Consider the following 23,393-nt stretch of genomic DNA (forward strand, 5'->3'; position numbering starts at 1 on the left):
GACGGCACGCGTCGGCGCGGCCGATGGTATACTTCAGTTACCTTTTTCTCCGGCGGGGACGACCCCGCCGCACACGGAGCCAGGCATGGACGACCTTGCCATTCCAGGAGCTTATCATGGCATGGATCTATCTGTTCGTCGCCGGTTTGCTTGAAGTCGCGTGGGCCGTCGGCCTGAAATACACCCAGGGTTTTTCGCGTCTCGGTCCTTCCGTATTGACCTTGGCCGCGATGGCCGGCAGCGTGGGTTTGCTCGGACTGGCCTTGCGCCACCTGCCGCTGGGGACCGCATACGCCATCTGGACCGGCATCGGCACGGTGGGCACGGCGATCTTCGGCATGCTGGTGCTGGGCGAACCGGCCGGCGCCATGCGCCTGGGCTGCATCGCGCTGATCGTCGGGGGCATCCTGGGACTGAAGCTGCTCTCGCCCGGTTAGGCCGGGCTTGTGCCGGTTTCCGCGGCGCGCCAAGCCGGCCTGAGGGCGCACTTGTGCCAAATTCGTCGCGCCGCCATCACCCAGCGCCAAGACAAGCGCGCCGTCCGGGGGTATGCTGGAAGCATGAAGACCATATCCATCATCGACTCCCACACCGGCGGCGAACCGACCCGCCTGATCATCGACGGCGGCCCCGATCTGGGGGACGGGCCGCTGGCCGAACGGCGCGAGCGCTTCCGGCGCGAGTTCGACCACGTGCGTTCGGCCGTCGTGTGCGAACCGCGCGGCTCCGATGTCCTGGTCGGCGCGCTCCTGTGCGAACCGTTCGCGCCCGACTGCGCCGCCGGCGTCATTTTCTTTAACAATGTGTCCTACCTCGGCATGTGCGGCCACGGCATGATCGGGGTGGTGGTCTCGCTCGCGTTCATGGGGCGGATCAAGCCGGGGCGGCACCGCATCGATACGCCGGTCGGCGTGGTCGAAGCCGAACTGCACGACGACGGCGCGGTCACCATCGATAACGTGGCGTCCTACCGCACGCGGCATGCGGTCACCGTGCAGGTGGACGGCGTGGGCGCGGTGACGGGCGACGTGGCGTGGGGCGGCAACTGGTTTTTCCTGGTCTCCGGCCATGGCCTGGCGCTGCGGCGCGCCAACGTCGACGCGCTGACCGCCTACGCGGTGGCGCTGCGCGATGCGCTCGAAGCGAACGGCATCAGCGGCGACGACGGCGCGGTGATCGACCATATCGAGCTGTTCGCGCCGTCGACCACGGGGGCCGACAGCCAGAGTTTCGTCCTCTGTCCCGGCAAGGCCTACGACCGCTCGCCCTGCGGCACCGGCACCAGCGCCAAGCTGGCATGCCTGGCGGCCGACGGCAAACTGGCCGAACATGCCAAATGGCGCCAGGAGAGCATCATCGGCAGCGTGTTCGACGCCTCGTACCGGCGCGCCGGCGAGCGCATCATGCCCAGCATCCGCGGCAAGGCCTGGGTCAACGCGCAGGCGCAGCTCATTGTCGACCAGAGCGACCCTTTTGTGTGGGGCATTCCCTGAGCCGCGCCTGGCGCGCGCGTTACGACAGGGACTCGACCGGCCCGATTTCGGTCTGCACGTTGAACACCGAGGTACGCCGGATCGTGCCCTGGATGGTGCCGCTGGTTTTGGGCAGCGCCGACGAGGCGTCGGCAAACCAGAAGTAGTGGCCATTCACGCGGTCGGGGAAGTTGGCGCCGAAGTAGCCCTGCACGGCAATCGGCGCCGTGAACGACATCGATTCATCCGACATGGTGCCGACCATGCTCACCTTGCGCTTGCTGCGCCCCGGGACCGTGACCGTCACCGTGGATGACGACGAGCGCGAGGTGCTTTGCGAGGACGACTGGCCGACCGTGGTCGACACCGAAAACGAGGCGCCGGTCTTGAACACGCCTTCGATCGTGAACTCCGACGACAAGGTCAGCCCGGTGGTCGTTTCGGACGACCAGCTGGTCGCATCCGACCACGCGCCTTCGACCGTCAGGCTCACTTGCGCCGGATCGTCGCCGTTGTTGATGGCGTAATTGCTGCCGACGATGGCCGATGTCGGCGGCGCACTCGGATTGGTGACGTAGTTGAATGGCCCGAGCGTCTTGTAGCACGGGTGCCCGTACTGCGCCGTGATGGCCGGGGTCACCGCGTTGTAATAGGTCTCGCTGTTGACGCTGATGCCGTCCGGGTTCTTGCTGTAGGCGCTCTCGAAGTAGGCCCTGACGGCCGACGGGCTGGAATTGAGGTAAGTCAGATCGTTGAAGGACAACGCTTCCTGCACTGGCATGATGATCTCCATTGGGTAGACTGATCGCCCAGGAACATCCGGGCGGGATGGCCGCCCGGCGTTGCGCCCGGCGACCATTCCACCTTATCCCTCTGAAAAGAGCGCAAGTTCACACATTGTCACCCCCGCATGCAGGCCGCATAAATGGGCGCATGGCGCGCCTTTTTAGGTGGAAGCACACCCGTTTGTGGCTTTCATGTCAGTGCGCCCCGGCGCGGCTGCCTACTCGGCGAAGCGCTCGAAATCGGGATTGGCGCGGGTCAGGTAGTACCACTCCTGGTTCGGTCCCGCGTTCACATCGGGGAACAGGATCTTGCCGTCGAATTCGGCCAGCACCGGCGTGCCGTCGGCGCGCGTGCCGATCCGCTCGCCCATGGCCACCGGATCGAAACTGGCCCATACGCGGCTGAAGCAGTCCTGCGCATCGAGCTTGTCGTGCACCACCACCATCGACAGCGCTTCCATCTGGTCCAGCGCGATCGGTTCGGGCTGCGGCGCCGCGATCAGGCCGAGGAAGGCCAGGGTATTGACGATCGCGCGGTAGGCCACGTCGGGCGCGGCCGGATCGAGGTGCTGGCCGCATTCGAGCGTGAGCGCGTAGCCGCCGGTGCTGCGCATGTATTCGGTGGTGCCCATGCCGTAGCGCAGCACCAGGTCCAGGCTCGATTCGTCGCCGCTCTTCATGCGGCGCCGCACGCCCTGGCCGTAGGTGGCCAGCCAGCCGTCGACGAAGCGGCGCACGCCAAGGCGGCGCGCCAGCGCACGCTCTTTTTCCGCATGACGGAAGGGCTGCAGGGTGCCGTCGTTGTTGCGCGGGCCGACCATGACGAAGGGCTGGCTTTGCGCATTGAAGGAGTGCAGGTCGAGCAGCACCTCGTGCTGCGCCAGCAGGGGGCACAGCCAGTTGGCGATGCGGTCCTCGAAGTCGCGCGGCTGCGGGTTGGGGAACAGATTGCGGTTCAGGTTACGCTCGCCCGAGCGCTGTCCGAGCGCGTAGGCCAGCGGGTTGCTTACCGGGACAAAGGTCACCTTGCCGGCCGCCACGTGCAGCGCGCCGCTGTCGATCTCGCCCATCACGCGCAGGATCGCCTTGGTGCCGCAGGTCTCGTTGCCATGCACGGCGCCGGTGACGATCAGGCGCGGACCGGCGCCAAGGCCGGTGTAGTTGATCGATTTGAACTGCAGCTCGGGTGCGGTGCTCATGGTCGGAGATGGCCTGGACGATTGGTGGACCGTCTATTTTATCGGACATCGCCGGCGCCTGCCGCAGCGCCAGGGCTATCGGCCGACCAGTTTCAAGCCGCGCTGGCGCACACTGGCGTCGATCACGTCGAAGGCGGCCGGCATCTCGCTGAGGAAGGCCAGCACGCTTCGGGCGTCGCCGCCGCTGTCTTCGATGGCCGCGCGCAGGCCGGGCAGCGCTTCCTGGGTGTAGGGACTGCGGTAGGCATTGACCAGCAGCGACACCAGGTCGACCGGCTGGCCGCCCGAATGGCGCATGCGCGTGCCGATCAGGTCGAGCAGCACGCGCTGCATGGCCGGCGTGGGGTTGGCGATGTTGGCGAAAATGAGTGGCGTGTTGGCGATTTTTTCGCACAGCGCGCGCTCGATCTGGTCGGGCTTGAGGTCGGAGGCGATGTCGAAATGGGCTCCGCTCCAGTGGGTGCGCGCGTGGGCGTGCCCGGGAGGGAAGGAATCGACGGTTTCAAAGCCGCATACGCGGCTCAGGTAGGCCAGGGCCTGGGTCAGGATTGGGAACATGCCCCCAGTGTAGCGCAAGACGTTCTCCTTGTGCTTGCGGCACTCCGGCCCTGGCCCTGGCCCTGGCGCGGAGCGGCGGATGCGTCAGGCGGCGAAGCGGCCGGCGCGGAAGTCGTCGACGGCCTGGAATACCTCGGCCTGGGTGTTCATCACGAACGGACCGTATTGGGCGATCGGTTCGTTCAGCGGGCGTCCGGCAAGCATGATCAGGCGGCTGTCCTGGGCGGCCACGATGCGCACGCCGTCAGCCTGCGGCGTGTTGGCCAGGATCGCCATGCGCCCCACCGGTACCAGCTTGTCGTCGATCAGCACCTGGCCGCGGAACACGTACACGAAGGCGTTGTGCCCCGGCGGCAGCAGCTGTTCGAAGCTGGCGTTGGCCGGCAGCGCGACATCGAGATACAGCGGTTCGGTGCCGGCACGCTGCACCGCGCCCTGCACGCCGTGGCTGGCGCCGGCGATCACTTGCACCGTTACCCCCGCCCCGGTGGTGAAGCGGGGGATCTCGGTGTTCGGGATGTCGCGGTACCACGGCGCGCTCATCTTGTCCTTGGCCGGCAGGTTAAGCCACAGCTGGAAGCCTTCCATCATGCCGTCGGTCTGCTCGGGCATTTCGGAATGGGCGACGCCGCGCCCGGCCGTCATCCACTGCACGCCGCCGTCGGTGATCAAGCCTTCGTTGCCGGCGCTGTCGCGGTGGCGCATGCTGCCGGTGATCATGTAGGAAATTGTCTCGAAGCCGCGGTGCGGGTGTTCGGGAAAGCCGGCGATGTAGTCGCCCGGCTTGTCGCTGCCGAAGGCATCGAGCATCAGGAAGGGATCGAGGCGACGCTGCAGGTTTTGCGTGAGCACGCGGTTGATCTTGACACCGGCGCCGTCCATCACGAACTGGCCGTTGATCAGGCGCTCGACGCTGCGCGGCTGCTGCACGCGCTCCTCAACGGCCTGGCGCACCGTCACCTCCGACGTCGTCAACTCAGTCGTCAACTCTTGTGTCATTTTTCTCTCCCGCGTGGTTCCTGCGTTTTCCTGCTATTTGGCGTCGTCCCGGGTGCTTCAGGCCAGCACGGCCTCGATCTCGGCGTTGGCCCCGGACTGCGCCTTGGCGACGGCTTCCGGACCCATGTTCATGCCTTCGGAGTACACGAATGTCACGTCGGTCATGCCCAGGAAGCCGAGCAGCTGTTTCAGGTGCGGGGTCTGGGTATCGTTCGGGGTGTCGCGGTACATGCCGCCGCGGGCGAACGCCACGTAGACTTTTTTGCCGGTCAGCTTGCCGACCGGGCCGGTGGCGGTGTAGGCGAAGGTGACGCCGGCGCGGGCAATCGCGTCGAACCAGCCCTTGAGCTGCACCGAGCTGCCGAAGTTGTACATCGGGGCGCCGATGACCAGCACGTCGGCGGCCTGCACCTGGGCGATCAGGGCGTCGTCCAGGGCCACGCGGGCCGCTTGTTCGGCGCTGCGCTGGTCGGCTGGCGTGAACAGGGCGCCCAGGGTCGGCTCGTCGAGCGCCGGATGCGGGTTGCTGGCCAGGTCGCGGCGGGTCAGTTGGGCGCCGGGGGTGGCCGCCTGCAGCTTGGCGACAATGGCATCGGCCAGGCGGGTGGACTCGGAACCGCTCGAACGGGCGCTGGAATTGATTTGCAAGATGTTCATTTTATTTCCTTTTATGAGTTGAACTGCGATGGTGTGACTTTACGCGTTCCAAAATCAATGCGGAAGGCGTTAAAATGGATATCATTATTCAGCCAGTGGGACAATCGAATGGATGTGGAACCGAATGACCTGCTGTTGTTCGCGCGTATCGTGGAGGTGGGCAGCTTCAGCCAGGCCGCGCTGCGGGTGGGTTTGCCCAAGTCGACCGTCTCGCGCCGCATCGCGCTGCTGGAAGCGAAATTGGGCGAGCGCCTGCTGCAGCGGACCACGCGCAAGCTGATGCTCACCGAATTCGGCGCCAGCCTGCTCGATCACGCGCGCAAGGTGGTCGAGGAAGTCGAAGCGGCCGGCGCGCTGGTGCAGCACCGCCAGCAGGCGCCGCGCGGGCGCCTGCGCATTTCGATGCCGGCCGATTTCGCCAGCCTTGGCATGACGCAGGTGATGACGCACTTCATGGCGCAGTACCCGGCCATCACCCTGGAACTGGACTTGTCGCCGCGCCGGGTCGATCTGGTGAGCGAGAATTTCGACATCGCGATCCGCATGGGCGACCTGCCGGATGACGCCTCGCTCAACGCGCGCCGGGTGGCGCTCGAACAAATGGCGCTGTACGCGGCGCCGTCATACATCGCGCTGCGCGGCCTGCCGGAGCATCCGGACGACTTGCTGGCACACGATCTGCTGTGCCTCCTGAGCCAGGGCGGCGGACCGTCGCCGTGGAAGCTGACGCGCGGCAAGACGGTGTGGGAGCGCGCGCTGCCGGGCCGGCTGACGGCCAATTCGCCCGACCTGCTCACGCGCGTGGCCTGCGCCGGCGCCGGCATCGCCGCCAGTTCCGACCTGTTCGCCGCGCCCTTTGTGGCCAGGGGAGACCTGGTGCGGGTGCTGCCGGAATGGGATCTGCCGCTGGTGACCGGGTGGGCCGTGTTCCCCGGCCGGCGCCTGATGCCGGCCAAGACCCGCGCTTTCCTCGACATGATGGAGTCGCTGTGCTGCGCCGATGCCCGCAAGCGCATGGGGCTGGTGTAGGACGAGTCGGGATGCCGGGCCGCGGTTTTTGCCGGTCGGATACGCCTGATCGCGGAATCGTCGATAATGGGCCCGCCGGGGCGCCTATCCTGCGTTCGCCCTGGCTGCGACCTTCATCCATCCAACATAAAAGGAATACCATGCTGCTTGAAAAACTCCACTGGCGTTACGCCACCAAGAAATTCGATGCCACCAAGGTTGTATCGGAAGACAAAGTCGACCGCATTCTCGAAGCCATACGCCTGGCGCCGACCTCGAGCGGCCTGCAACCGTTCGAGCTGATCGTGGTCAGCAATGCCGACCTGCGCGCGAAGATGCGGCCGATCGCCAGCAACCAGGGCCAGGTGGCCGACGGCTCGCACATGGTCGTGTTTGCGGCCTGGGACAACTACACGGAAGAGCGCATCAACGGGATGTTCGACCTCGTCAACGAAGAGCGCGGCATGGTCAACGAGGGATGGGAAGCCTACCGCAAGATGCTCCTGTCGACCTACCCGCAGCGCGACGCCAAGGTCAACTACGAACACGCCGCGCGCCAGGCGTATATCGGCCTGGGCATCGGCTTGACGGCGGCCGCTTTCGAGCACGTCGATGCGACTCCGATGGAAGGCTTCAATCCCGAGCAGCTCGACGAATTGCTCGGCCTGCGCGCGCGCGGTTTGCGCTCGGTGGCGATCATGGCGCTCGGTTACCGTGAAGCCGAGGGTGACTGGCTGGTGAAACTGAAAAAAGTGCGCCGTCCGAGCGAGCAATTCATCACGAAACTGGCGTAAATCAGGGTATTGGCGCCGCGGTCTTTTTTTTGCCGCGCGAAAGCCGGGCCAATAGCGGACGTGTCACCCCGATTTATCGGGGTACGACCACATTGAGCCATGAGGAAATGGGCCGAAGTGCGCGCTTCCACGAATCGCGCACGTCATAAATCACCTTGTTATCGCGGCGAATATGTACAGGTGTAAACGCCAGTGCCTCGCTCCGGCTGTTATCGAACAAAATGGACGCGTCTGCAACGTCGATGGCCGCGTTGACGGCTTGCTGTGTTCTGGGAAAGCGCTGGAGCAGCTTATTAAACGGGACTGCATGTCCGCCCTGGCTTTGACGAGTATCAACCCGACCAATCGAGAGAGTCACTGTTGATAATCCGACAAAGGCCAGGAGCACGAAGTAGCCGGACCTCTGAAGTTCCTTGATGAGGTCGATTTTGCTCGAAATCACCCCGTTCGCATTTCGGGACCAATAGGAAAAGACGGTCTCGACAGCAAACGGCAACTGAGCACCTATTGCCGAATTGGTGAAGGCCTTCACGCCCTGCTGGGCTACCTGCATCCATGCCTCGCTCGCGTCGCGTAGCTCTTGTGCCCACGGGGTAAGGAAGCCGGACTTGTCCGGTTCGGGGAGGATGGAAAGCATCATGCGATCGGCATTCAACAGCGGAACCTGCAAGCGAGGGGCCAGGAATCGGTACCACAGTGTCGATTTTCCTGAGCCGTTGTGACCCGCCAGTACGACCGCGAGCGGTTGGTCGCGCGGGTATAACACTGCGCCGATCGCATTATCGATTGAAACGCGTATCATCGTTTCACCTGGATGAAGCGGCCATTTTTATCGAAGCGGCCCAGCGTGCGCGTTTTCCCAAGCTTCCGGATGACCAGACTGGGATCCTTGGAGTCGGCTTCGTATCGCGGCACTGTTGGGGGCAAGTTGAGGCGCACGCCGTGTCTCGGAAGGGCGGCTGCAAAAGCGCGCATGACACGCTGACTTTCGGCAAGCCGTTCCTTGAGCTCCGACGCCGATGGGGTGGGAACCTCCACAGTGACATTGCCCAGCGTGACAACCGTCATCGCCTTGCCCTCGGCATTGATGCGCTGAGTTATGGGGCTGACGGGAGGCGGCGGCTCCGTTGCACTAGCGATTGTTTTTGGCTGATGAGTATGCTTGGCCATGATGCACTGCCGAACGACAAGGTTGATGAACGAACCCGGCGACCGATCTCATTGTAGCGCCAATGTATAACGCGTGACGCAGGCGACGTTACCTGCTCAGGGCTTGGCCAGCCGCTTGTTCATCCGCTCCAGCACCGGCACGATCTTGCCGCCCACCTTGATCTGCGGATTCGAATAGCCATCGTCCTTGCCGGCTTCCTGCTCGCGCCGCAGGATGATCTTGCGCGCCGCCGCGTGCGCCTCGATGAACGAGTGCGTCGTGGTGCGCAGCTGTTCGTCGTACATCGCGCGGCCGAAAAACGTCAGCGCCGACTTCTTGCCGCAGCCGTAGGACGTATGATCGGCGTCCGAGGCCGTCATCACCAGGGTGCCGTCGGCCGCCAGCGGCGCGATCCAGTTGCCGGCGAAGCAGGCCGAGATCGACAGCACGCGGTAGCGGATGCCGGCCTGGTCGAGCCATCCCTTCAATTCCGGCGGCATCACCGGCGCCACCTCGATCGGCCAGAAATTGGCCGCCAGCTCGCCGTCCGCCGCTCCGTGCGAGGTCAGATGGATGAACAGCACGTCTTCGTCGCGGTCCATGATCTCGGCGATGCCTTCGATGGCGCGCCGCAGGTTCAGCGGCGTGGCCCATGGCAAGGTCTCGGCGCTCTCGCGGTGGTTGATCAGTTGCAGGCCGCGGCCGGCGGCATCGAAGCGGCGCGCCATCACGTCGGCCACCATGCTGCTCTCGCGCCGGAACACCTCCTCGCCTTCGTACGGCGCGAAGGTAATCGTGTACATGTCGATCACCCCCGGGCGCTGCGGCTTGAGCGCATCGATCTGATCGCCCAGCAAGGGCAGCTGCGCTTCCATCATCTCCTGGCTCACCTCGAACGGTTCTTCCTCGGGCGCCTCGGGTGCGGGCGGGGCGCGCCACGCCGATGGCGACGGCGCCAGGTAGTGGCCCAATGCCGTGGTGAGCGCGACAACCGCGATCGTGACAATGGTGCGCAGCGGTGCCAGCGGACGGGCGGCGCGCATCAGCACCGCCAGCCGTGCCAGCACGGACCAGAGCGACGGCACGATCCAGATGAGCCATGGCGCCCAGGCGCCGCCGGGGGCGATGACGTTGGTACGAACAACCAGGTAAAAATAGAGTGCCCAGGCCAGCAACGCAAACAAGGTCGACTGCGCGGTCAGCAGGGTGTACAGGTATGCCGCACCGGGGGCGCCATCGGGGCTGCGCCGGACCCTTGGATCGGGCTGGATCAGGTAGCACAGCCACAAGGTCAGCATGGCATTGGCCCACCCGGACAGCAGCGACTTCCAGACAAAGACGGCATCGTCCAAGATGAGGATGCGCTGCAGCAGCACGGCCAGCCCGATCTGAAGCAGCACCTGGAACGCCACCTGCCAGGGCGACGCCGCCAGCCGCTCCCAGCGCGGTGCAAGCAGCAGCATGGAACGCGCGCCTTCGCGCAGCCAGTCGCAGGCGCCCAGCACGCCGGCGCGCGGCGCGGGCCGGGACCCGCGTGCCTGTTCCAGCGCCGGCGGGCCGACGATCTCGTCCACTGCTTCGCTCATGGGCCTTTCCTTGTCCGCTCAGGCGCGTTTGGCGGCCGGCTTGTTGCCCATCGCTTCACCGAGGCGCACCGGACGCTCCGGCGCCCATTCGGCATTGAAGTCGATGGTATCTTTCTTGAACAGCATGACGATGGTCGAGCCAAGCAGGAAGCGGCCCATTTCATCGCCCTTTTTGAGCACGATGTTCTGGTCGTCGTAACGCCATTCCTTGACCACACCAGGGCGCGGCGGATTCACCAGCCCGTGCCAGACCGTGGCCATGCTGCCGACGATGGTCGCGCCCACCAGGGTGAGCACAAAGCTGCCGTGCACTTTCGAGTCGAACACGCACACCACGCGCTCATTGCGCGCGAACAGGCCGGGAATGCCGCGCGCGGCGGTCGGGCTTACCGAAAACAGCGCGCCGGGCACGTAGATCATGCGGGTCAGGCGCCCGTCGCAGGGCATGTGCAGGCGGTGGTAATCCTTGGGGCTCAGGTACAGATTGGCGAAACTGCCGTGCTGGAACTGGGCCGCCAGTGTCGCATCGCCCCCCACCAGGGCGGTGGTGCTGAACTTGTGGCCCTTGGCCTGGAAGATCTGGTCGTCGTCGATGGCGCCGAACTGGCTGATCGCGCCGTCCACCGGGCACACGAAATCGGCCTTGGCCAGCGGCCGCACACCAGGGCGCAGCGGACGGGTGAAAAATTCGTTGAAGCTGGCGTAGCTGGCGATGTCCGGATTGGCCGCTTCCTCCATGTTCACGCCGAACTGGCCGACGAACCAGCGGATCATGGTGGTCGTGTACTGGCCGCCCTGGTGGCCGGCGACGCGGCCCGCGAACCTGGTCAGCCCTAGCTTGGGGAGTAAATAATGGGGAATGACTTTTATGCGATCGGACACGGGCTTCAACCTGTTAAAAAAACGATGGGCAATTATAACGGCGCGCCACGCCTGTGCCGCGCTTTCCGCTGCCCGGGAGGGACAATGGGTCGAAAATAGTCGCCGCGGCGCAGGCCGCGAGGCCCCTCAGCGCGGACGCACGCCGCCGGCCAGGACGGCGGCCGGGTAGTAGCGTTTGAGGCTTTCGTACACGGCGCCGGATTTGACGGCGGCCGCGAACAGGTCCTGGAGCACGGCGCGGTCGCCCGCGCTGACGGTCTGCCTGGAGATGTAGATGCCGCTTTCGCCCCATGGCAGCTCCTCGAGCGGCTCGATGCGCAGCCTGGGCATCATCCAGGTGAAGCGCTTGTCCTCCAGGATGGCGCCGGCAAAGACGGTGGGCGCCATCAGGGTCACGTCGGCAAAGCCGGCGTCGAGCACGCGCGCCACGGCCGCGCCATCCTTTTCGAGCAGCAGGCGGCCCTGGGCCGACAACTGGTCGATCAGGTCGAGGTAGACGTCGCCGTAGTCGAAGCCGCGCACCAGCACCACGCGCAGCTCCTTGCGCGCGAGCAGGTCGCGCACCGAGCGCACCGGCGCGCGCTTGCCGTCCACCGAGAGCAGGGTGGCGCGGGTGCCGATCACGGGAACGAAATAGCCGAGCTGATCGCGCCGCGGGGTGCGCAGGGCGGGCATCAGCAGGTGCGATTTGCCGGCCTCGAACATGGCTTCCTGGCGTGCCCGCGGTACCACCGAAAAAATGAACTTGCAGGGGCTTTTCGCGCTGACGCTGCGCAGCAGGTCGGGGTAGATGCCGCTGATCGACTCACCGCTGATGCTCACGCTCAGGCCGGTGGGCGCGACCGGCACCAGAAACGGCTGTTCGCAGCCGGCCGCCGCAGGCGCGCCGGTGCCGGCGGCGAGGATGGCAATGACAAATGCGGCCGCGCGCGTCGCGCTGCGAATGAAGGTTTTGCCCATCCGCCAATTCTAGCGCATGAGCGCTTCACGTGCGCATTCGATGGGCTTTGAAATAGAAAACCGCGACGCCGATCGCCACCGCCTGCATCGCCGCGCACAGGAAAAAGGTGCTGCCGATACGCCAGTCGTCGGGCGGCAGGTGGCTGGCCAGGCCCAGGATGGCCGTGCCCAGCAGCGGCATGAAGATCACGCCAAGGCTGCTGATCGATTGCAGCGAACCCATCAGTTCACCCTGGGAATGCGAATCCGACCCGCGCGAAATGATGCTTTGCAGCGCAGGCGCGGTGGTAAAAGACAACAAGTTGCACAAAATGAAAACGTACATCATCCAGCCTTTGGTGGCCAGGCCGTACAGTACGAAGGTGATGCAGCCCGACACCAGGCCGATCAGCGACAGGCGCACCTCGCCGAAGCGCTTCATCAGCATGCCCAGCAGGCCGGCCTGGACCACGGCCGCCGACAAGCCCACGCAGAACAGGGCGGTGCCGTTGTCGCCCGGGGTCCAGTTGAAGCGGAAGGTGGTGTACAGCACCCAGGTCGACTGCAGCATCATCTGGGCGAAAGTGGACAGGGCGAACACGATCACCACGGCGCGGATATCGGTGCGGCGCACCAGCTTGAGCAGGGACGCGAAGGGATTGATGCGGGTGATCGAAAACGCCGAGCGGCGCGCCAGCGGCAGCGATTCGGGCACCGCGATGTAACCGTAGACGAAGTTGGCGGCGCACAGGGCCGCCGCCACGAAGAACGGCAGTTGCAGGTTGATTTCGCCCAGCGCCCCGCCGAGCGCCGGGCCGCAGATGAAACCGAGGCCGAAGGCGGCGCCGACCTTGCCGAAGCTTTTGGCGCGCGTTTCGTGGGTCGAGATGTCGGACGCATAGGCCGACGCGACCGACATGCTGGCCGAGGACATGCCGCCGATCACGCGGCCGATGAACAGGAACGCCAGGCTCGGAGCCCACGCGGTGGCGAGGAAGTTGAGGCACATGCCGGCCATCGAGTAGAGCATCACGGGCCGGCGCCCCACCCGGTCGCTGATGGCGCCGAGCATGGGCATGAAGACGAACTGCATCAGCCCGAACACCATCGCCAGCACGCCGAACCAGAACGCCTGTTCATCGCGCCCGCCCACGAACTTGCCGACCAATGCAGGCATGACGGGGATGATCAGGCCAATGCCGAGCATGTCGATGAAGACGGCAACGAGCACGAAATTGAGGTTGCCGGGGGATGCGGGAGCGGCGGGTGCCGCCGCTTCTGCCGGTGTGATGACTGGTTTGCTGCTCATGGAGGAAAGCCCGGGGCCGGGCGCGAATGGGCGAAACCGTATCTTAACGCACTGCGCGCTTGAACGAACACGGCGCTGCCTACAAGGCCCATTCCTGCGCGAAGGCGGCGCGGAAGGCGGTCAGCTGCGCCAGCCGCGCTTCTGCCAGCGCGCGTCCAGCGGCCGTTTGCATCATGGCTGGCAGCCTGGCCAGCTTGACGTCGATATGGTCGAGAGCATAGGCGCGGTCGTCGCGCTCGCGTTCCAGGGCCAGCGGGTCGCTCGGGTGGGCCAGCGCGCTGCCCATCTGGCCGGCGATGTAGAACAGGCGCGCCAGGCCGACCGCGCCCAGGGCGTCGAGGCGGTCGGCGTCCTGCACCAGCTGCGCTTCGATGGTGCGGGGTGGCAGCGCCGCCGAAAAGCTGTGCGTTTCGATGGCGTGCGCCACCGAATCGAGCCTGGCGGCCGGGAAATCGATGGCGGCCAGCTCGCGCCGCGCCAGTTCGGCCGATTGGCGCGACGCCATCGCGCGCTGCGGATGATTCTTGGGCAGGTTGACCAGATCATGCAGATAGCATGCCGCCATCACGGCCAGGGCATCGGCTTCCGGGTGGCTGGCCAGCAGCGCCTGCGCATTGCGCCAGACGCGGTGCAGGTGATTGATGTCGTGGGCGCCGTCGTCGCCGCAGGCGGCGCTGGCCAGTGCCTGCAGGCGTGGCCGCCATGCTGTCAGTTCGTCGGTGCTCATCGTTTGCTCATTTCATGCTCCTTGTGGGGAGCGCGATTATGCCATGCCGGCCAGCCCGAACGCGGCCACGGCGCGCTGCGACAGGGCGTCGGCGGCCTGGTTCTTGTGGCGTGGCAGCCAGCGCACGCAGGCGCCGTCGATGCGGCCGAGCAGGGCCCGGGCGCGCGCGCGGTAGTCCCGCAGCGAGCGCGCGCCCGCCAGCTCCGGCCCATTCACATCGTCGATCACGACGCGGCTGTCGCCATGCACGGTCAGGCCGCGCGCGCCGTGGGCGACGGCCACTTCGAGAACGGCGATGAGCGCCTGGTATTCGGCTTCGCTGCTGTTGCCATAGCCGGCCGGGCGCGCGATTTCAATGTGTTCGCCATCCGGGCCGGTGAGCAGGGCGCCGATGCCGCAGCGTCCCGGATTGGGATGGGCCGAGCCGTCGAACCAGGCGCGCCACGGCGCCGGTGGACCGGCATGCCTGTCCGATCGGGCGCTGCGCGCGAGTGCGCGTTTGGTATCGCGTTCAGCCAGGCGCGCCGTTTCGGCGGCCAGCAGCGCGGCGCGTTCGTCGAGCAGGGCGGCGAGGCCGCGCGCGCCGGCGCGCTGTTCGAGCGTGGCGCGCAAGGCTTGCTCTTCGCTGATGCCGGCCCGTGCGGCCAGTTTGCGGCTGGCGCCGCGTTCGGCCTTGAAGGCCGCCGCGACTAACTGGGCCAGTGCGTGGGTCGGTTCGGCGTGGGTTGGTTCGGTCATGGCGACAGCATAACCGCAACGGCGAAATAGCTGTCGACATCACGCACGGTGCGTAGCGCCGCCGCAGGCGGCGGCCAATGAGCGAGCCAAAAAAAAGCGCCAGCCGGGGGAGCCGGGCTGGCGCTTGCTCAAGCAGACGACGGATTAATCGCGGCGCGGATTGTCCGGACGGCTGTCGCGGTGGTTCGGTACGCCGTCGCCATCACGGTCACGGTCGTAACGGTTCGGGACACCGTCGTTATCGCGGTCACGGTCATAGGCATCGGGCACGCCGTCACGGTCGCGGTCACGGTGTTCCAGGCGATCGGGCACGCCGTTGCGGTTGCGGTCGTGGCCTTCCAGACGATCGGGGATGCCGTCGCGGTCGCGGTCACGGCCCTCCAGGCGGTCCGGAATGCCGTCGCGGTTGCGGTCGCGGCCTTCCAGGCGGTCGGGGATGCCATCGCGGTCGCGGTCACGGCCTTCGCCATGGCGGCTCCAGCGGGCCGGTTCCATGAACCAGCTGCCGTCGCGCTGGACCCAGGTCGGCTGCGAATACACATAGCCTGCACGTTCGCGTACCCACTCGCCGCCAACCCATGCGTGGCGGTTGCCGCGCCATTCCCAGTGTCCGGGAACCCACATGTGGCCGGCGCGGGGGCGCGGAACGCGTTCGTAGCGGGGCGCCGGTGGGGCCACCTGCACCACGGTGTACTCGCGCTGCGCCACCTGCTGCCAGCCGCCGCGGGTCAGGCGATAGCTGTCGTTATCGCGGATCCATTCGCTGCGCTGGTAAGTGTAGCCGTCGCGCGCGCTCTCCCAGTGGCCGGCGGTCCATACGTGACGGTTGTTTTCCCAGTTCCAGAAGCCTGGCGCCCACACATAGCCGCGCCGTGGCGCCGGCACGCTCTCGAAGCGCGGTGGAGGTGGAGCGGTATTGATGATGACACGGAAATCCGTTTGCGCGACCGACGGCAGAGGCATGAAACCGGCGGCGCCAAGGGTGATCAATGCTGCAAAGGTCAGGGTGCGCTTCATTTTTACTTCTCCTTGTGAAATCCTGTGAATTCAATATAACAAGCGGGGTGGCGCTTCAGGAAGTTTGATTCACCTGCTTACAAATGAAACAGAATCCGGGCAACACGTAAGTTCCGTAACGTCGCCCGGTAACCTTGCGCAGTTGGCAAGGTTGCGCGGTTTCGCCGCGCCCCCCGCTAATGCTGGGCAGGCCACGCGCGGGGCGTGCCAGGGGATTGGCGGAGAGATGATGAGAGGCTGGCTCGATACGGTTGTGCAGGCATGGTCGCGGCGCTGGACGGCACGGCGGCGCGCGCGCCGCTTGCGCCAGGGTGCGCGCCCATCGTCGGCGCCACGGGCGTTGGCCCTGGCGTGGACCGGCGCGCACTGGATCGGCGCCGCCGGCATCGTTGGCGCCGTCGCGGGCGCGCTGCTCATTGCCGCCCACGCCCTTCACCTGGCCGCGTCGTCCGAGCCCGGCGCGGCCGTCCTGCAGGGCGCCGGCTTGCCGGTATCCCTGGACACCTTGCAGCCAGCGGCACCCGGGGCGCAGTTCAAGGTGCCGCCGACATCCGGCATCGGCGTGACCGTCCATGGCGATGCGACGGTGCTGGTCGCATCCAGCCTGCGCAGCGCGCCGCCCGTGCGCATCGACCTGTGCACGCAGATGCTCGACAGCGGCAGCCCGCGCCTGCTCCCGCTGCGCATCGGTTACCGCTTCGCCGACGTGGCGCGCTGGGTCGCGCGCAACGAGGCATCGGCCAGCCCTGTCGCGCTGCGCAACATCGCCCTGGCCGGTCCCGACGTGGCAGGCATGCCGCAGGTCCAGTTGAGCGGCGTGGCGCTGCCCGATTTCGCCGAGGCGCATGGTTCGGCATTGCGGCTCGACTGGGCCGGAGCCGACGCCGGAGCGCACTGGCTGGGCGAATCGGGCGGCAGCGCGCGCGGCGCGCAAGGATCGGTCGAACTGCACGGCGAAGGCTGGCTGGTATGGAAAGACGCCGCCTTGCGCTTCCAGCGCCGCGCCAGCAACCGCTGTCGGCAAGCCGGCGAGCTGCTGGTCCAGCTGTTTCGCGCCAACGCCGCGACACCCGCCGCGAAGGCGCTGGTGGTGGCCTTCCCGGCCCACGGCGCGGCCTTGTCGGCATGGCTGGCGCCGGGATCCTATCAAGTGCCGGTTTTGCCGCGCGCCAGCGTGGAAGACCAGGCGCTGTTCCAGGCCTTGCAGCGGCATGGCCTGGTGCGCCTTGGCGCCGGCGGACTGGCCGAACTGGCGCCGCGCGACCTGGCGGCATGGCAGGCCTCCGGCGACGCCGCGCGTGCCGCGCAACTGGCCGGCTGGCCCGGGGCGCGCCTCGATGCGGAGTCCCTGAAGCTGCTCAAACGCCTGTACCGCATGGCCGACGGCGATTATGTGCGCGAGCAGGTCCAGGTGTTCAACAGCGAACGGCGCCTGCTGGCATGGCGCCTCAAGCCGCAGCAGGGCGGCGAATGGCAGGCCAGCGTCGCCTCGGCGCCGGCGTCCACCACGGCGGCGATGCCGCCCGCCGCAGCGCGCCTGTTCGCCGACGTGCCGCAAGGCTGGGCGCCGTGGAGCCGGATCAAAGCCTGGCCGGATGCCGCCGCCGGGGCGCCCGCGCGCCTGATCCTGGCCTTGCCGCGCGCGGCGCAAGCCGGCCAGACGATCGAGTTGATGCTGGTCGGCCGCCTGCGCTCGCTCGACGGCGCGCAACTGCGCGGCCAGCCGCGCGACGCCTGCAGCGGGCGCGATTGCCCGTCGCCGGCATCGGTCCAGTCGCTGGTAATGGAACTGCAACCGGGCGCTCGCAGCATCACCCTTACGGCGGCGCCCCTGCGCATGGCGGGGCTGGCGGGCGACCAGCAATACCGCCATCTGCGCCTGGCGGGCGGCCAGCTTGCGTGGCAACCGCTGGCCGCGAACAGCGCCACGGCGCGCGCCGCGCCGCTGGCGGGCGTGACCCTGGCCGACCGCCATGGCACGGTGGTGTGGAGCGGGGGCGAGCCGACCCGCGCCGCGGTCGATGCGGGTCTCGCGCCCCTGCTGGGCATCCGTGCGGCCCACGCCAACAGCGTGGCCGGCATGCTGGCGCGCGTGTCGGCGCCCGATGGCGTGGCGCACAGCGCGCGGCTGACGCTCGACCTGGCCCTGCAAACGGCCAGCCAGCAGGCGCTCGATTGCATCGGCATGCGGCGCGGCCACTGGAATGGCGCAACGTGCAGCGGCGCGCAAGCCGTGGTGCCGGGCCGCCAGGCGGGCCTGGTCATCCTCGATACCGGCAGCGGCGACGTGCTGGTGGCGGCGGGTGCCGGCAGCGGCGCGGTTACCCCGGCCAACTGGAACGAGGTGCGCGATTTCGACCGCGCCAATCCGGCCCGCAGCCCCCTGCGCCTGCCGGCGTTCCAGCACGATGGCGGCGCCCACCGCAGCCCCGGTTCGACCTTCAAGGTGATCAGCGCGCTGGGCCTGGAACTGGCGGCCAAGCGCGATCCCCAGCTCGAAGCACTGCTAGCCGGCTTGCCGCTGCCGGCGATTAACCGCATGGCGCAGTCGAAAGGCTTCGCCTTCCAGACCAACGCCGCCAGTTATCCGCTCGACACCAGGCTGGCCCACATCACCAATTACAAGGACCAGCACCTGGACCGGCGCGCGCAGGATGGCCGCCTCGGACTGTCGCAGGCGCTGACCTACAGCCTCAATACCTGGTTTGCCTGGTCCGGTGAATTGAGCGATCGCAGCCTGTTCGGCCGCGCCGATGGCGGCGCGCCTGACCTGCAAGCGCTCGATGGCGGTGCCCTGGACAGCGTGCGTCCGATCGTGGCAATGGCGCACCGTCTCGGCTTTGAGCAGGCCGCGCGCCTCGATGGCGGCCTGCTGCCGCCCGACTTCCCTTGGTCGGCCTGGGATGCCTTGCAGGCCAGCGCCGCCCACATCGATCCGATCCACACCCGCCACGAGCTGCGCCAGATGGCGATCGGCCTGCGCATGCAGGTCACGCCGCTGCAAATGGCGCTGGTGGCCGGCGCGGTGGGCGAGGGCAGGGTGATCGCGCCACGCCTGCTGCTCTCGCTCGACGGCCACGACGCGCTTGCGGGCGAGCGCGCTGCGCTGGGCGTACGCCTGGATCGGGTGCGGGCCGGGATGAAGGGGGTGGTCGACAGCGGCACGGCGGCGGCGGCCTTTCGCGGGGCGGGGCTCGATGCCGCGCGGCGTGGCCTGTCCGGCAAGACCGGCACCTCGCCATCGGTGGCCGATGGGCGCGACCTGGCCACTGTGTGGTTCACCGGCTGGCTGGAACCGGGCAGCCTGCCGGGCCAGACCCGGCGCCTGGCGGTGGCGGCTTTTGTGAGCCATTCAGATGCGACCGGGGGCGAGCATGCGGCGCCCATCGTGGCCGCCGTGCTGCGGGCGATGGCGGGGCAGAATCCGGAACAGAAGGGTAAATAGGGGTTTCAAGCGCGCCTTGCCGATTCCCGGGTTATGGCATCATTTTGGTGCTGACACAACGATGGGGATGGTATGCGCTTGCCGGGAACCCGGTATCAGGAACAGGGCTGGGAACAGGTGCGCAAACTGCTTGGGCACTGTTCCCTGCAGGCGTTCGCCGCCTGTTCGCCCGCGCGCCTGCTCGATGCGCCCGACGCACCGGCCGAGAAGCTGGTCGATACATTGGCCGAGTACGTCGACCTGACGGCGCAGGCGCTGCAAGAGTGCGCGCGCTCGGCGCGGGCCGAGTCCCCGGCCAACAGCTATGGCGAAAGCGCGCTGGAACTGTCACTGAGCCTGCTCTACGAGTTGCAGGCGCGCCCCTCCGATTGGGCAGCGCTGTGCGCCGCCGTGGCCGGCGAATACCGGAAAATCGGCGCTTTCTGGGCCACGCCCGGCGGCGACGCCCTCCTGCGCAAGAAAGTCAACGATATGTACGCCGGCCTGCGCGACAAGGTCGATTCGGATAACTACCAGGCGGCGTGCGGGCGCAGTTGCAGTCCTAATAAGATGTATGCGTATCGCATGCTCGATACGGCTTACAGCGACATCGCGCGCATCTTCGGCGCCTGGCGCGAGCACGCGGAGCAGGTCGCGGCCATCTTGGGGCGCGAGGTGGCGGCGATGCCGATCGAGGTGCGCCAGATGCGCTCCATCGGCGCCTGCAAGGCGGAGTGGGTGCTGCGCTGGAGCGGGTCGCTGGAGCGCTTCGGCGGTGGCGCGGGTCCCCTGCACACCAAATCGAAACGCTTCGCCAACCTGAAAAACAGCCCTGACAAGATCGGCGCCATGCTCGCCGAGATCGGCGACTACGAAGAATTGTCGTCCAACCGCGACCGCGACTGGCTGCACGACGCCGGCGAGGCGGCCAACTGGCTCGAAGACCTGTGGCGCGTCGCCGACAATGCCGTCGAGGGGGCCGACAGCCGCATCCTGCCGGCGCCCGAGAGCGAGGACGGCGAGGATGCCGGGGAGGGCCCGGACCCCGATCCGGCGCCGCACGACGCGCCGCAGGCGGCATCGTACGACAGCGCCGTCGCCCTCAGCCTTTCACTGCCCCCCCGCTTCATGGAACTGGCGTGGGCGGTGCAAGACCACGGCAGCTGGAGCGCGCGCGCACTGACGGCGTATTCACTTCCGGTGCGGCTGGCGGTGTACCTGAAAATGCTCGGTGGGCTCGACGACAGCTATCCCGGCGAATGGCTGGACCCGGCCACCGGCGAGCTGCCGACCATGCAGCAACTGGCGGTGCTGGACCAGATATCGCTGCCGACCTTGCGCAAGCGCCGCGACGCCGCTATCGCCAGCCTGCTGGAGGCAGTTCCATGAAGGAGAATGATGTGAAAACGAACCAGGAAGCCGACCGCAAGCTGATCGAGCGCCTGCTGCTGTCGCGCCGCGTGGAGGGCGACCGCCTGATGCTGGCCGATGCCGTGCTGCTGGCCGCGATCGTCGGGACCCACCCCTTGAGCGGCGCCGAACTTGCCGCCTTGCGCGCCTCGCCCCTGACCCTGCGCCGCTTCCGGCAGTTGGCCATTGAGTGCCGAGGCGGAGCACTTGCGGCCAACGACGACGCCTGGAGCGGCAGCGCCGGCATGCTGCGCGCCGCCTCCGACGGCGCCGATCTGGCCCGTCTTCTGACCGACGACGGCCACTGGACCTTGCATTTCGTGGCGCACGGTGACGCATGGCGCCTGATCCTCTCGCTCGACCCCGCCGCGCCGTTCGCCGCGCGCCTGCTGCGCGAGCAGCCGATGCTGCGCGTGGTCGACGGCGGCGGCGCGATCCTGCTGCAAGGCCGGCTCGATACGGACGGCGAGATCGAATGCGGCTGGCCCTTCGACGGCGCGCCCGCGCACCACTTTCAGCGGTTCGGCGCGCGCTTCGCGGTCGAACCGGTGCACTCGTGAGGAAGGCGATGATCGGTCTGTTCAAGCGCCCGGCCAAAGCCACGCCGCCCGATATGTCGGCGCTGGGCACGGCCACCCTGGCACTGCGCATGGGCCCCGGCTGCACGGTGCCGAAGGGCTGCATCGGCGTGGTGGCCGACCAGGGCGGGCATACGCGGCGCGTGGCGGAAAGCACCCGCATCGTGCTGGCCGACAGCGAGAACGCGTTCTGCTTTCATCCGGGGCCGTACGGGGCCGACCTGCTGCCGTTCGCGGCGGCGCCCGAACTGGGGCTGCATCTGTCGTTCGCGGTCGACGCTCCCGATCCGCGCGTGGCGCAGCAGCGCTTCGACCTGTACCTGGCCAGCGAAGCGGGCGACACGCTCGGCCTAGGCGACTTTTCCGCAGCCATCGAGGCGGCGCTCCAACAGGAGCTGGCGCTCGGCCATCTGGCGCTGCCGCCGTGCACCACCCTGGACGAATGGAACGCCTTTCGCGGCGGCTTCAACCAACTGTTATATACCCGCTTCGGCATCAGCGTCGATGATTGCGTGCCGGTCGACCTGGGCGAACGGGTCGACTATGCGGCTCTGCTGCTGGCGCGCGCGCTGGAGACACCGGAAGTGCCGGCGCCGCCGCCGCAGCCGGTGGCCGCCGCCGCGCCATTCGACGCCACGGCCGCCGACGCAAAGGCGCTGCGCCGCCTGTTCCTGGAGCTGCCCTGCGTGATGCATGGCTTGCGCATGGCGGTGCTCCCGCCCGGCCAGGCACTGTTCCAGCAGCATATGGCGCTGCTGCAGCGGCTCGACAAGGTGAGCCTGTCGATCAACACCATGCCGGATCTGGCGCTGGCTGCGCCGGGCGAAATGCTGCCGGCCGACCGCCAACTCGCGCGCACGCGCCACAGCCTGCGCGCGGTCGTCGCGCTTGACGATGCCTGGGCTCTGCTGGCGCGCCTGGGACTGGCGGCCGATGCCGACCTTGCGCCGCTGTTCGATGATGCCGACCGCATCATCGCCAACCTCGAACACGAGTGCGCGGCGCGTCGCGTGGCGGTTCCTGTTCCCGAGAGCGAGCCCGCATGAGCATCACGACCGACAAGCGGCGCAGCGCGGAGTGCCGCAGCGTGCTGGCCGGCGGCGCGCTGCTGACCGTCAGCGCCACCTTGCGCCCGCGCGCGGGCCGCGCCGACGTCAAATGCAGCGGCGCCGGCGACGCCGCCCTGGCCGAACGCATGCAGCAGGTGGTGCGCATGGCGCGCCTGACCGAAGGCTGTTTCGACAGCCGCGACCAGGTCGTTATCAGCATCGACCGCGCTCCCGGGCGCCATGAACGCGACTGGGAACTGGCCGTGGTGCTGGCCGACCGCATGGTGCGCGGGGTGTGGCAGAGCACCGGTCCCGTGCTGGCCAACGGCTGGTCGGAACAGTGGCAACTGGGGCGCATCGGCGGCCATGACGTGGCCAACGCCCCCGCGCACGCGCTGCTGGGCGGGCCGCAGGGCCTGGGATGGCTGGGCGCCCTGACCGGTCAGCCCGACAGCGCGGCCAGCGTGGCTGCGGCGCGCGCCTGGTTCCCCCTGCACAGCGGCGGCATCAACGACAGCTTGTGCTGGGTCGAAGTCAATGTGTATCCGCTGGCCGGGGCGGGCGGGGACGAAGAGGAAACGATCGCCGCGCCCGGGCTCGATCCGGTCCAGTTGCTGGCGGTGCGCCAGGCGCTGGCCGGCGCACGCCATTTCGACGGCCGCGCGCTGGGGCGCTGGCGCACGGTGGTGCGCTTCGGCCAAGCGCGCTTCCAGGGTAATTCGTTCGAGCTGGCGCTGGTGATGGCCGACCGCATGGCGCGCGGACGCGAATTTCTGGCGCGCGGGAGGGTCATCGCGAGCGGCTGCTCGGGGGCGTGGCATGCGGGGCGGGTCGATGCGGTCGACGGCTGCGTGCCCAAGTGCGAGCTGATTTTGCGGCAGGCCGTCGCCGGCGACCGGATTTTGCTGCCCAAGGCATGGGAAGACGCGCTGGCGCCCGGCTTCCTCGATGCCGTGCGCGCGCGGGGTGCCAGCGTGGCGTTGGTCGAGCGGATCGGGATTATCTGAACACGCGTTTTAGCTAGCGGCGTGCGCGACGGCCGCGGGCCGCTTCCCCTGCTAAAATCGCGATGCCCGGGTACGTTTGGTGAAAAGTAGTGCAAGTTGAACAAC

The 23,393-nt window shown here is 67.5% G+C and carries 23 protein-coding genes; 9 read left to right on the top strand and 14 right to left on the bottom strand.

The window, feature by feature from the left end:
• The first annotated feature begins 116 nt into the window (after positions 1-116).
• Both sugE and IV454_RS21470 read left to right on the top strand, forming a co-directional pair.
• Complete coding sequence (gene sugE, locus IV454_RS21465; protein WP_206087745.1) at positions 117-437, top strand: quaternary ammonium compound efflux SMR transporter SugE; 321 nt, start codon at positions 117-119, stop codon at positions 435-437.
• 123 nt (positions 438-560) lie between these two features.
• A complete protein-coding gene (locus tag IV454_RS21470; protein ID WP_282961359.1) occupies positions 561-1,493 on the top strand; it encodes a 4-hydroxyproline epimerase in 933 nt (310 codons plus the stop codon).
• 19 nt (positions 1,494-1,512) lie between these two features.
• Here IV454_RS21470 and IV454_RS21475 read toward each other — a convergent pair whose 3' ends face one another.
• From IV454_RS21475 to IV454_RS21495, 5 genes are all read right to left on the bottom strand, one after another.
• Entirely contained in the window at positions 1,513-2,253 is a 741-nt protein-coding gene (locus tag IV454_RS21475) for a hypothetical protein (protein ID WP_206087746.1), read from the bottom strand.
• Positions 2,254-2,475: 222 nt separating this feature from the next.
• Entirely contained in the window at positions 2,476-3,456 is a 981-nt protein-coding gene (locus IV454_RS21480) for a M14 family metallopeptidase (protein ID WP_206087747.1), read from the bottom strand.
• A 75-nt stretch (positions 3,457-3,531) separates the two neighbouring features.
• Positions 3,532-4,032: a hypothetical protein gene (locus tag IV454_RS21485; protein ID WP_229521765.1), complete on the bottom strand. Its 501-nt coding sequence runs from the start codon at positions 4,030-4,032 to the stop codon at positions 3,532-3,534.
• Positions 4,033-4,098: 66 nt separating this feature from the next.
• Positions 4,099-4,968: a pirin family protein gene (locus IV454_RS21490; protein WP_206092777.1), complete on the bottom strand. Its 870-nt coding sequence runs from the start codon at positions 4,966-4,968 to the stop codon at positions 4,099-4,101.
• Between the two features lie 102 nt (positions 4,969-5,070).
• A complete protein-coding gene (locus IV454_RS21495; RefSeq protein WP_206087748.1) occupies positions 5,071-5,670 on the bottom strand; it encodes an FMN-dependent NADH-azoreductase in 600 nt (199 codons plus the stop codon).
• Between the two features lie 108 nt (positions 5,671-5,778).
• On the opposite strand from IV454_RS21495, the gene IV454_RS21500 reads away from it, so the two are divergent.
• Both IV454_RS21500 and IV454_RS21505 read left to right on the top strand, forming a co-directional pair.
• Positions 5,779-6,699: a LysR family transcriptional regulator gene (locus tag IV454_RS21500; protein WP_206087749.1), complete on the top strand. Its 921-nt coding sequence runs from the start codon at positions 5,779-5,781 to the stop codon at positions 6,697-6,699.
• Positions 6,700-6,839: 140 nt separating this feature from the next.
• Positions 6,840-7,472, top strand: coding sequence for an NAD(P)H-dependent oxidoreductase (locus IV454_RS21505; protein ID WP_206087750.1), 633 nt, complete (start codon positions 6,840-6,842; stop codon positions 7,470-7,472).
• 73 nt (positions 7,473-7,545) lie between these two features.
• On the opposite strand, the gene IV454_RS21510 is transcribed toward IV454_RS21505, so the two are convergent.
• The 9 genes from IV454_RS21510 to IV454_RS32960 form a co-directional block, all read right to left on the bottom strand.
• The gene (locus tag IV454_RS21510) at positions 7,546-8,274 is read right to left on the bottom strand and encodes a toxin (protein WP_206087751.1); all 729 of its coding nucleotides are present in this window, start codon (positions 8,272-8,274) and stop codon (positions 7,546-7,548) included.
• Positions 8,271-8,642 (bottom strand): hypothetical protein, encoded by a 372-nt coding sequence (locus IV454_RS21515; protein ID WP_206087752.1) that lies wholly within the window; start codon positions 8,640-8,642, stop codon positions 8,271-8,273. Before IV454_RS21515 ends, IV454_RS21510 begins: the two co-directional genes overlap by 4 nt.
• A 96-nt stretch (positions 8,643-8,738) precedes the next feature.
• Positions 8,739-10,208: a C13 family peptidase gene (locus IV454_RS21520; RefSeq protein ID WP_206087753.1), complete on the bottom strand. Its 1,470-nt coding sequence runs from the start codon at positions 10,206-10,208 to the stop codon at positions 8,739-8,741.
• Between the two features lie 18 nt (positions 10,209-10,226).
• Positions 10,227-11,090 (bottom strand): archaetidylserine decarboxylase, encoded by an 864-nt coding sequence (gene asd / locus IV454_RS21525; RefSeq protein WP_206087754.1) that lies wholly within the window; start codon positions 11,088-11,090, stop codon positions 10,227-10,229.
• A 126-nt stretch (positions 11,091-11,216) separates the two neighbouring features.
• On the bottom strand, positions 11,217-12,050 hold the full coding sequence (locus tag IV454_RS21530; RefSeq protein ID WP_229521767.1) for a transporter substrate-binding domain-containing protein: 834 nt from the start codon (positions 12,048-12,050) through the stop codon (positions 11,217-11,219).
• Positions 12,051-12,075: 25 nt separating this feature from the next.
• A complete protein-coding gene (locus tag IV454_RS21535; RefSeq protein WP_206087755.1) occupies positions 12,076-13,338 on the bottom strand; it encodes an MFS transporter in 1,263 nt (420 codons plus the stop codon).
• Between the two features lie 79 nt (positions 13,339-13,417).
• Positions 13,418-14,065, bottom strand: coding sequence for an HD domain-containing protein (locus tag IV454_RS21540; RefSeq protein ID WP_206087756.1), 648 nt, complete (start codon positions 14,063-14,065; stop codon positions 13,418-13,420).
• A 36-nt stretch (positions 14,066-14,101) separates the two neighbouring features.
• A complete protein-coding gene (locus tag IV454_RS21545) occupies positions 14,102-14,803 on the bottom strand; it encodes a ribonuclease HI family protein (protein WP_206087757.1) in 702 nt (233 codons plus the stop codon).
• Positions 14,804-14,947: 144 nt separating this feature from the next.
• Entirely contained in the window at positions 14,948-15,820 is an 873-nt protein-coding gene (locus tag IV454_RS32960) for a YXWGXW repeat-containing protein (protein ID WP_229521769.1), read from the bottom strand.
• A gap of 226 nt (positions 15,821-16,046) precedes the next feature.
• On the opposite strand from IV454_RS32960, the gene IV454_RS21560 reads away from it, so the two are divergent.
• The 5 genes from IV454_RS21560 to IV454_RS21580 all read left to right on the top strand — a co-directional run bounded on the left by IV454_RS21560 (position 16,047) and on the right by IV454_RS21580 (position 23,288).
• Entirely contained in the window at positions 16,047-19,265 is a 3,219-nt protein-coding gene (locus tag IV454_RS21560; RefSeq protein ID WP_307730117.1) for a penicillin-binding transpeptidase domain-containing protein, read from the top strand.
• A gap of 72 nt (positions 19,266-19,337) precedes the next feature.
• Positions 19,338-20,633 carry a hypothetical protein gene (locus IV454_RS21565; RefSeq protein WP_206087758.1) on the top strand — a complete coding sequence of 432 codons (1,296 nt, stop codon included), beginning with the start codon at positions 19,338-19,340 and terminating at the stop codon, positions 20,631-20,633.
• A gap of 11 nt (positions 20,634-20,644) precedes the next feature.
• Positions 20,645-21,214, top strand: a complete 570-nt coding sequence (locus IV454_RS21570; protein WP_307730118.1) for a hypothetical protein — start codon at positions 20,645-20,647, stop codon at positions 21,212-21,214.
• A gap of 8 nt (positions 21,215-21,222) precedes the next feature.
• Positions 21,223-22,278 carry a hypothetical protein gene (locus IV454_RS21575; RefSeq protein WP_229521771.1) on the top strand — a complete coding sequence of 352 codons (1,056 nt, stop codon included), beginning with the start codon at positions 21,223-21,225 and terminating at the stop codon, positions 22,276-22,278.
• Entirely contained in the window at positions 22,275-23,288 is a 1,014-nt protein-coding gene (locus IV454_RS21580) for a hypothetical protein (protein WP_206087760.1), read from the top strand. Before IV454_RS21575 ends, IV454_RS21580 begins: the two co-directional genes overlap by 4 nt.
• The last annotated feature ends 105 nt before the right edge of the window (positions 23,289-23,393 follow it).

The organism is Massilia antarctica (assembly GCF_015689335.1).
Classification (GTDB): Bacteria; Pseudomonadota; Gammaproteobacteria; order Burkholderiales; family Burkholderiaceae_D; genus Telluria_A; species Telluria_A antarctica.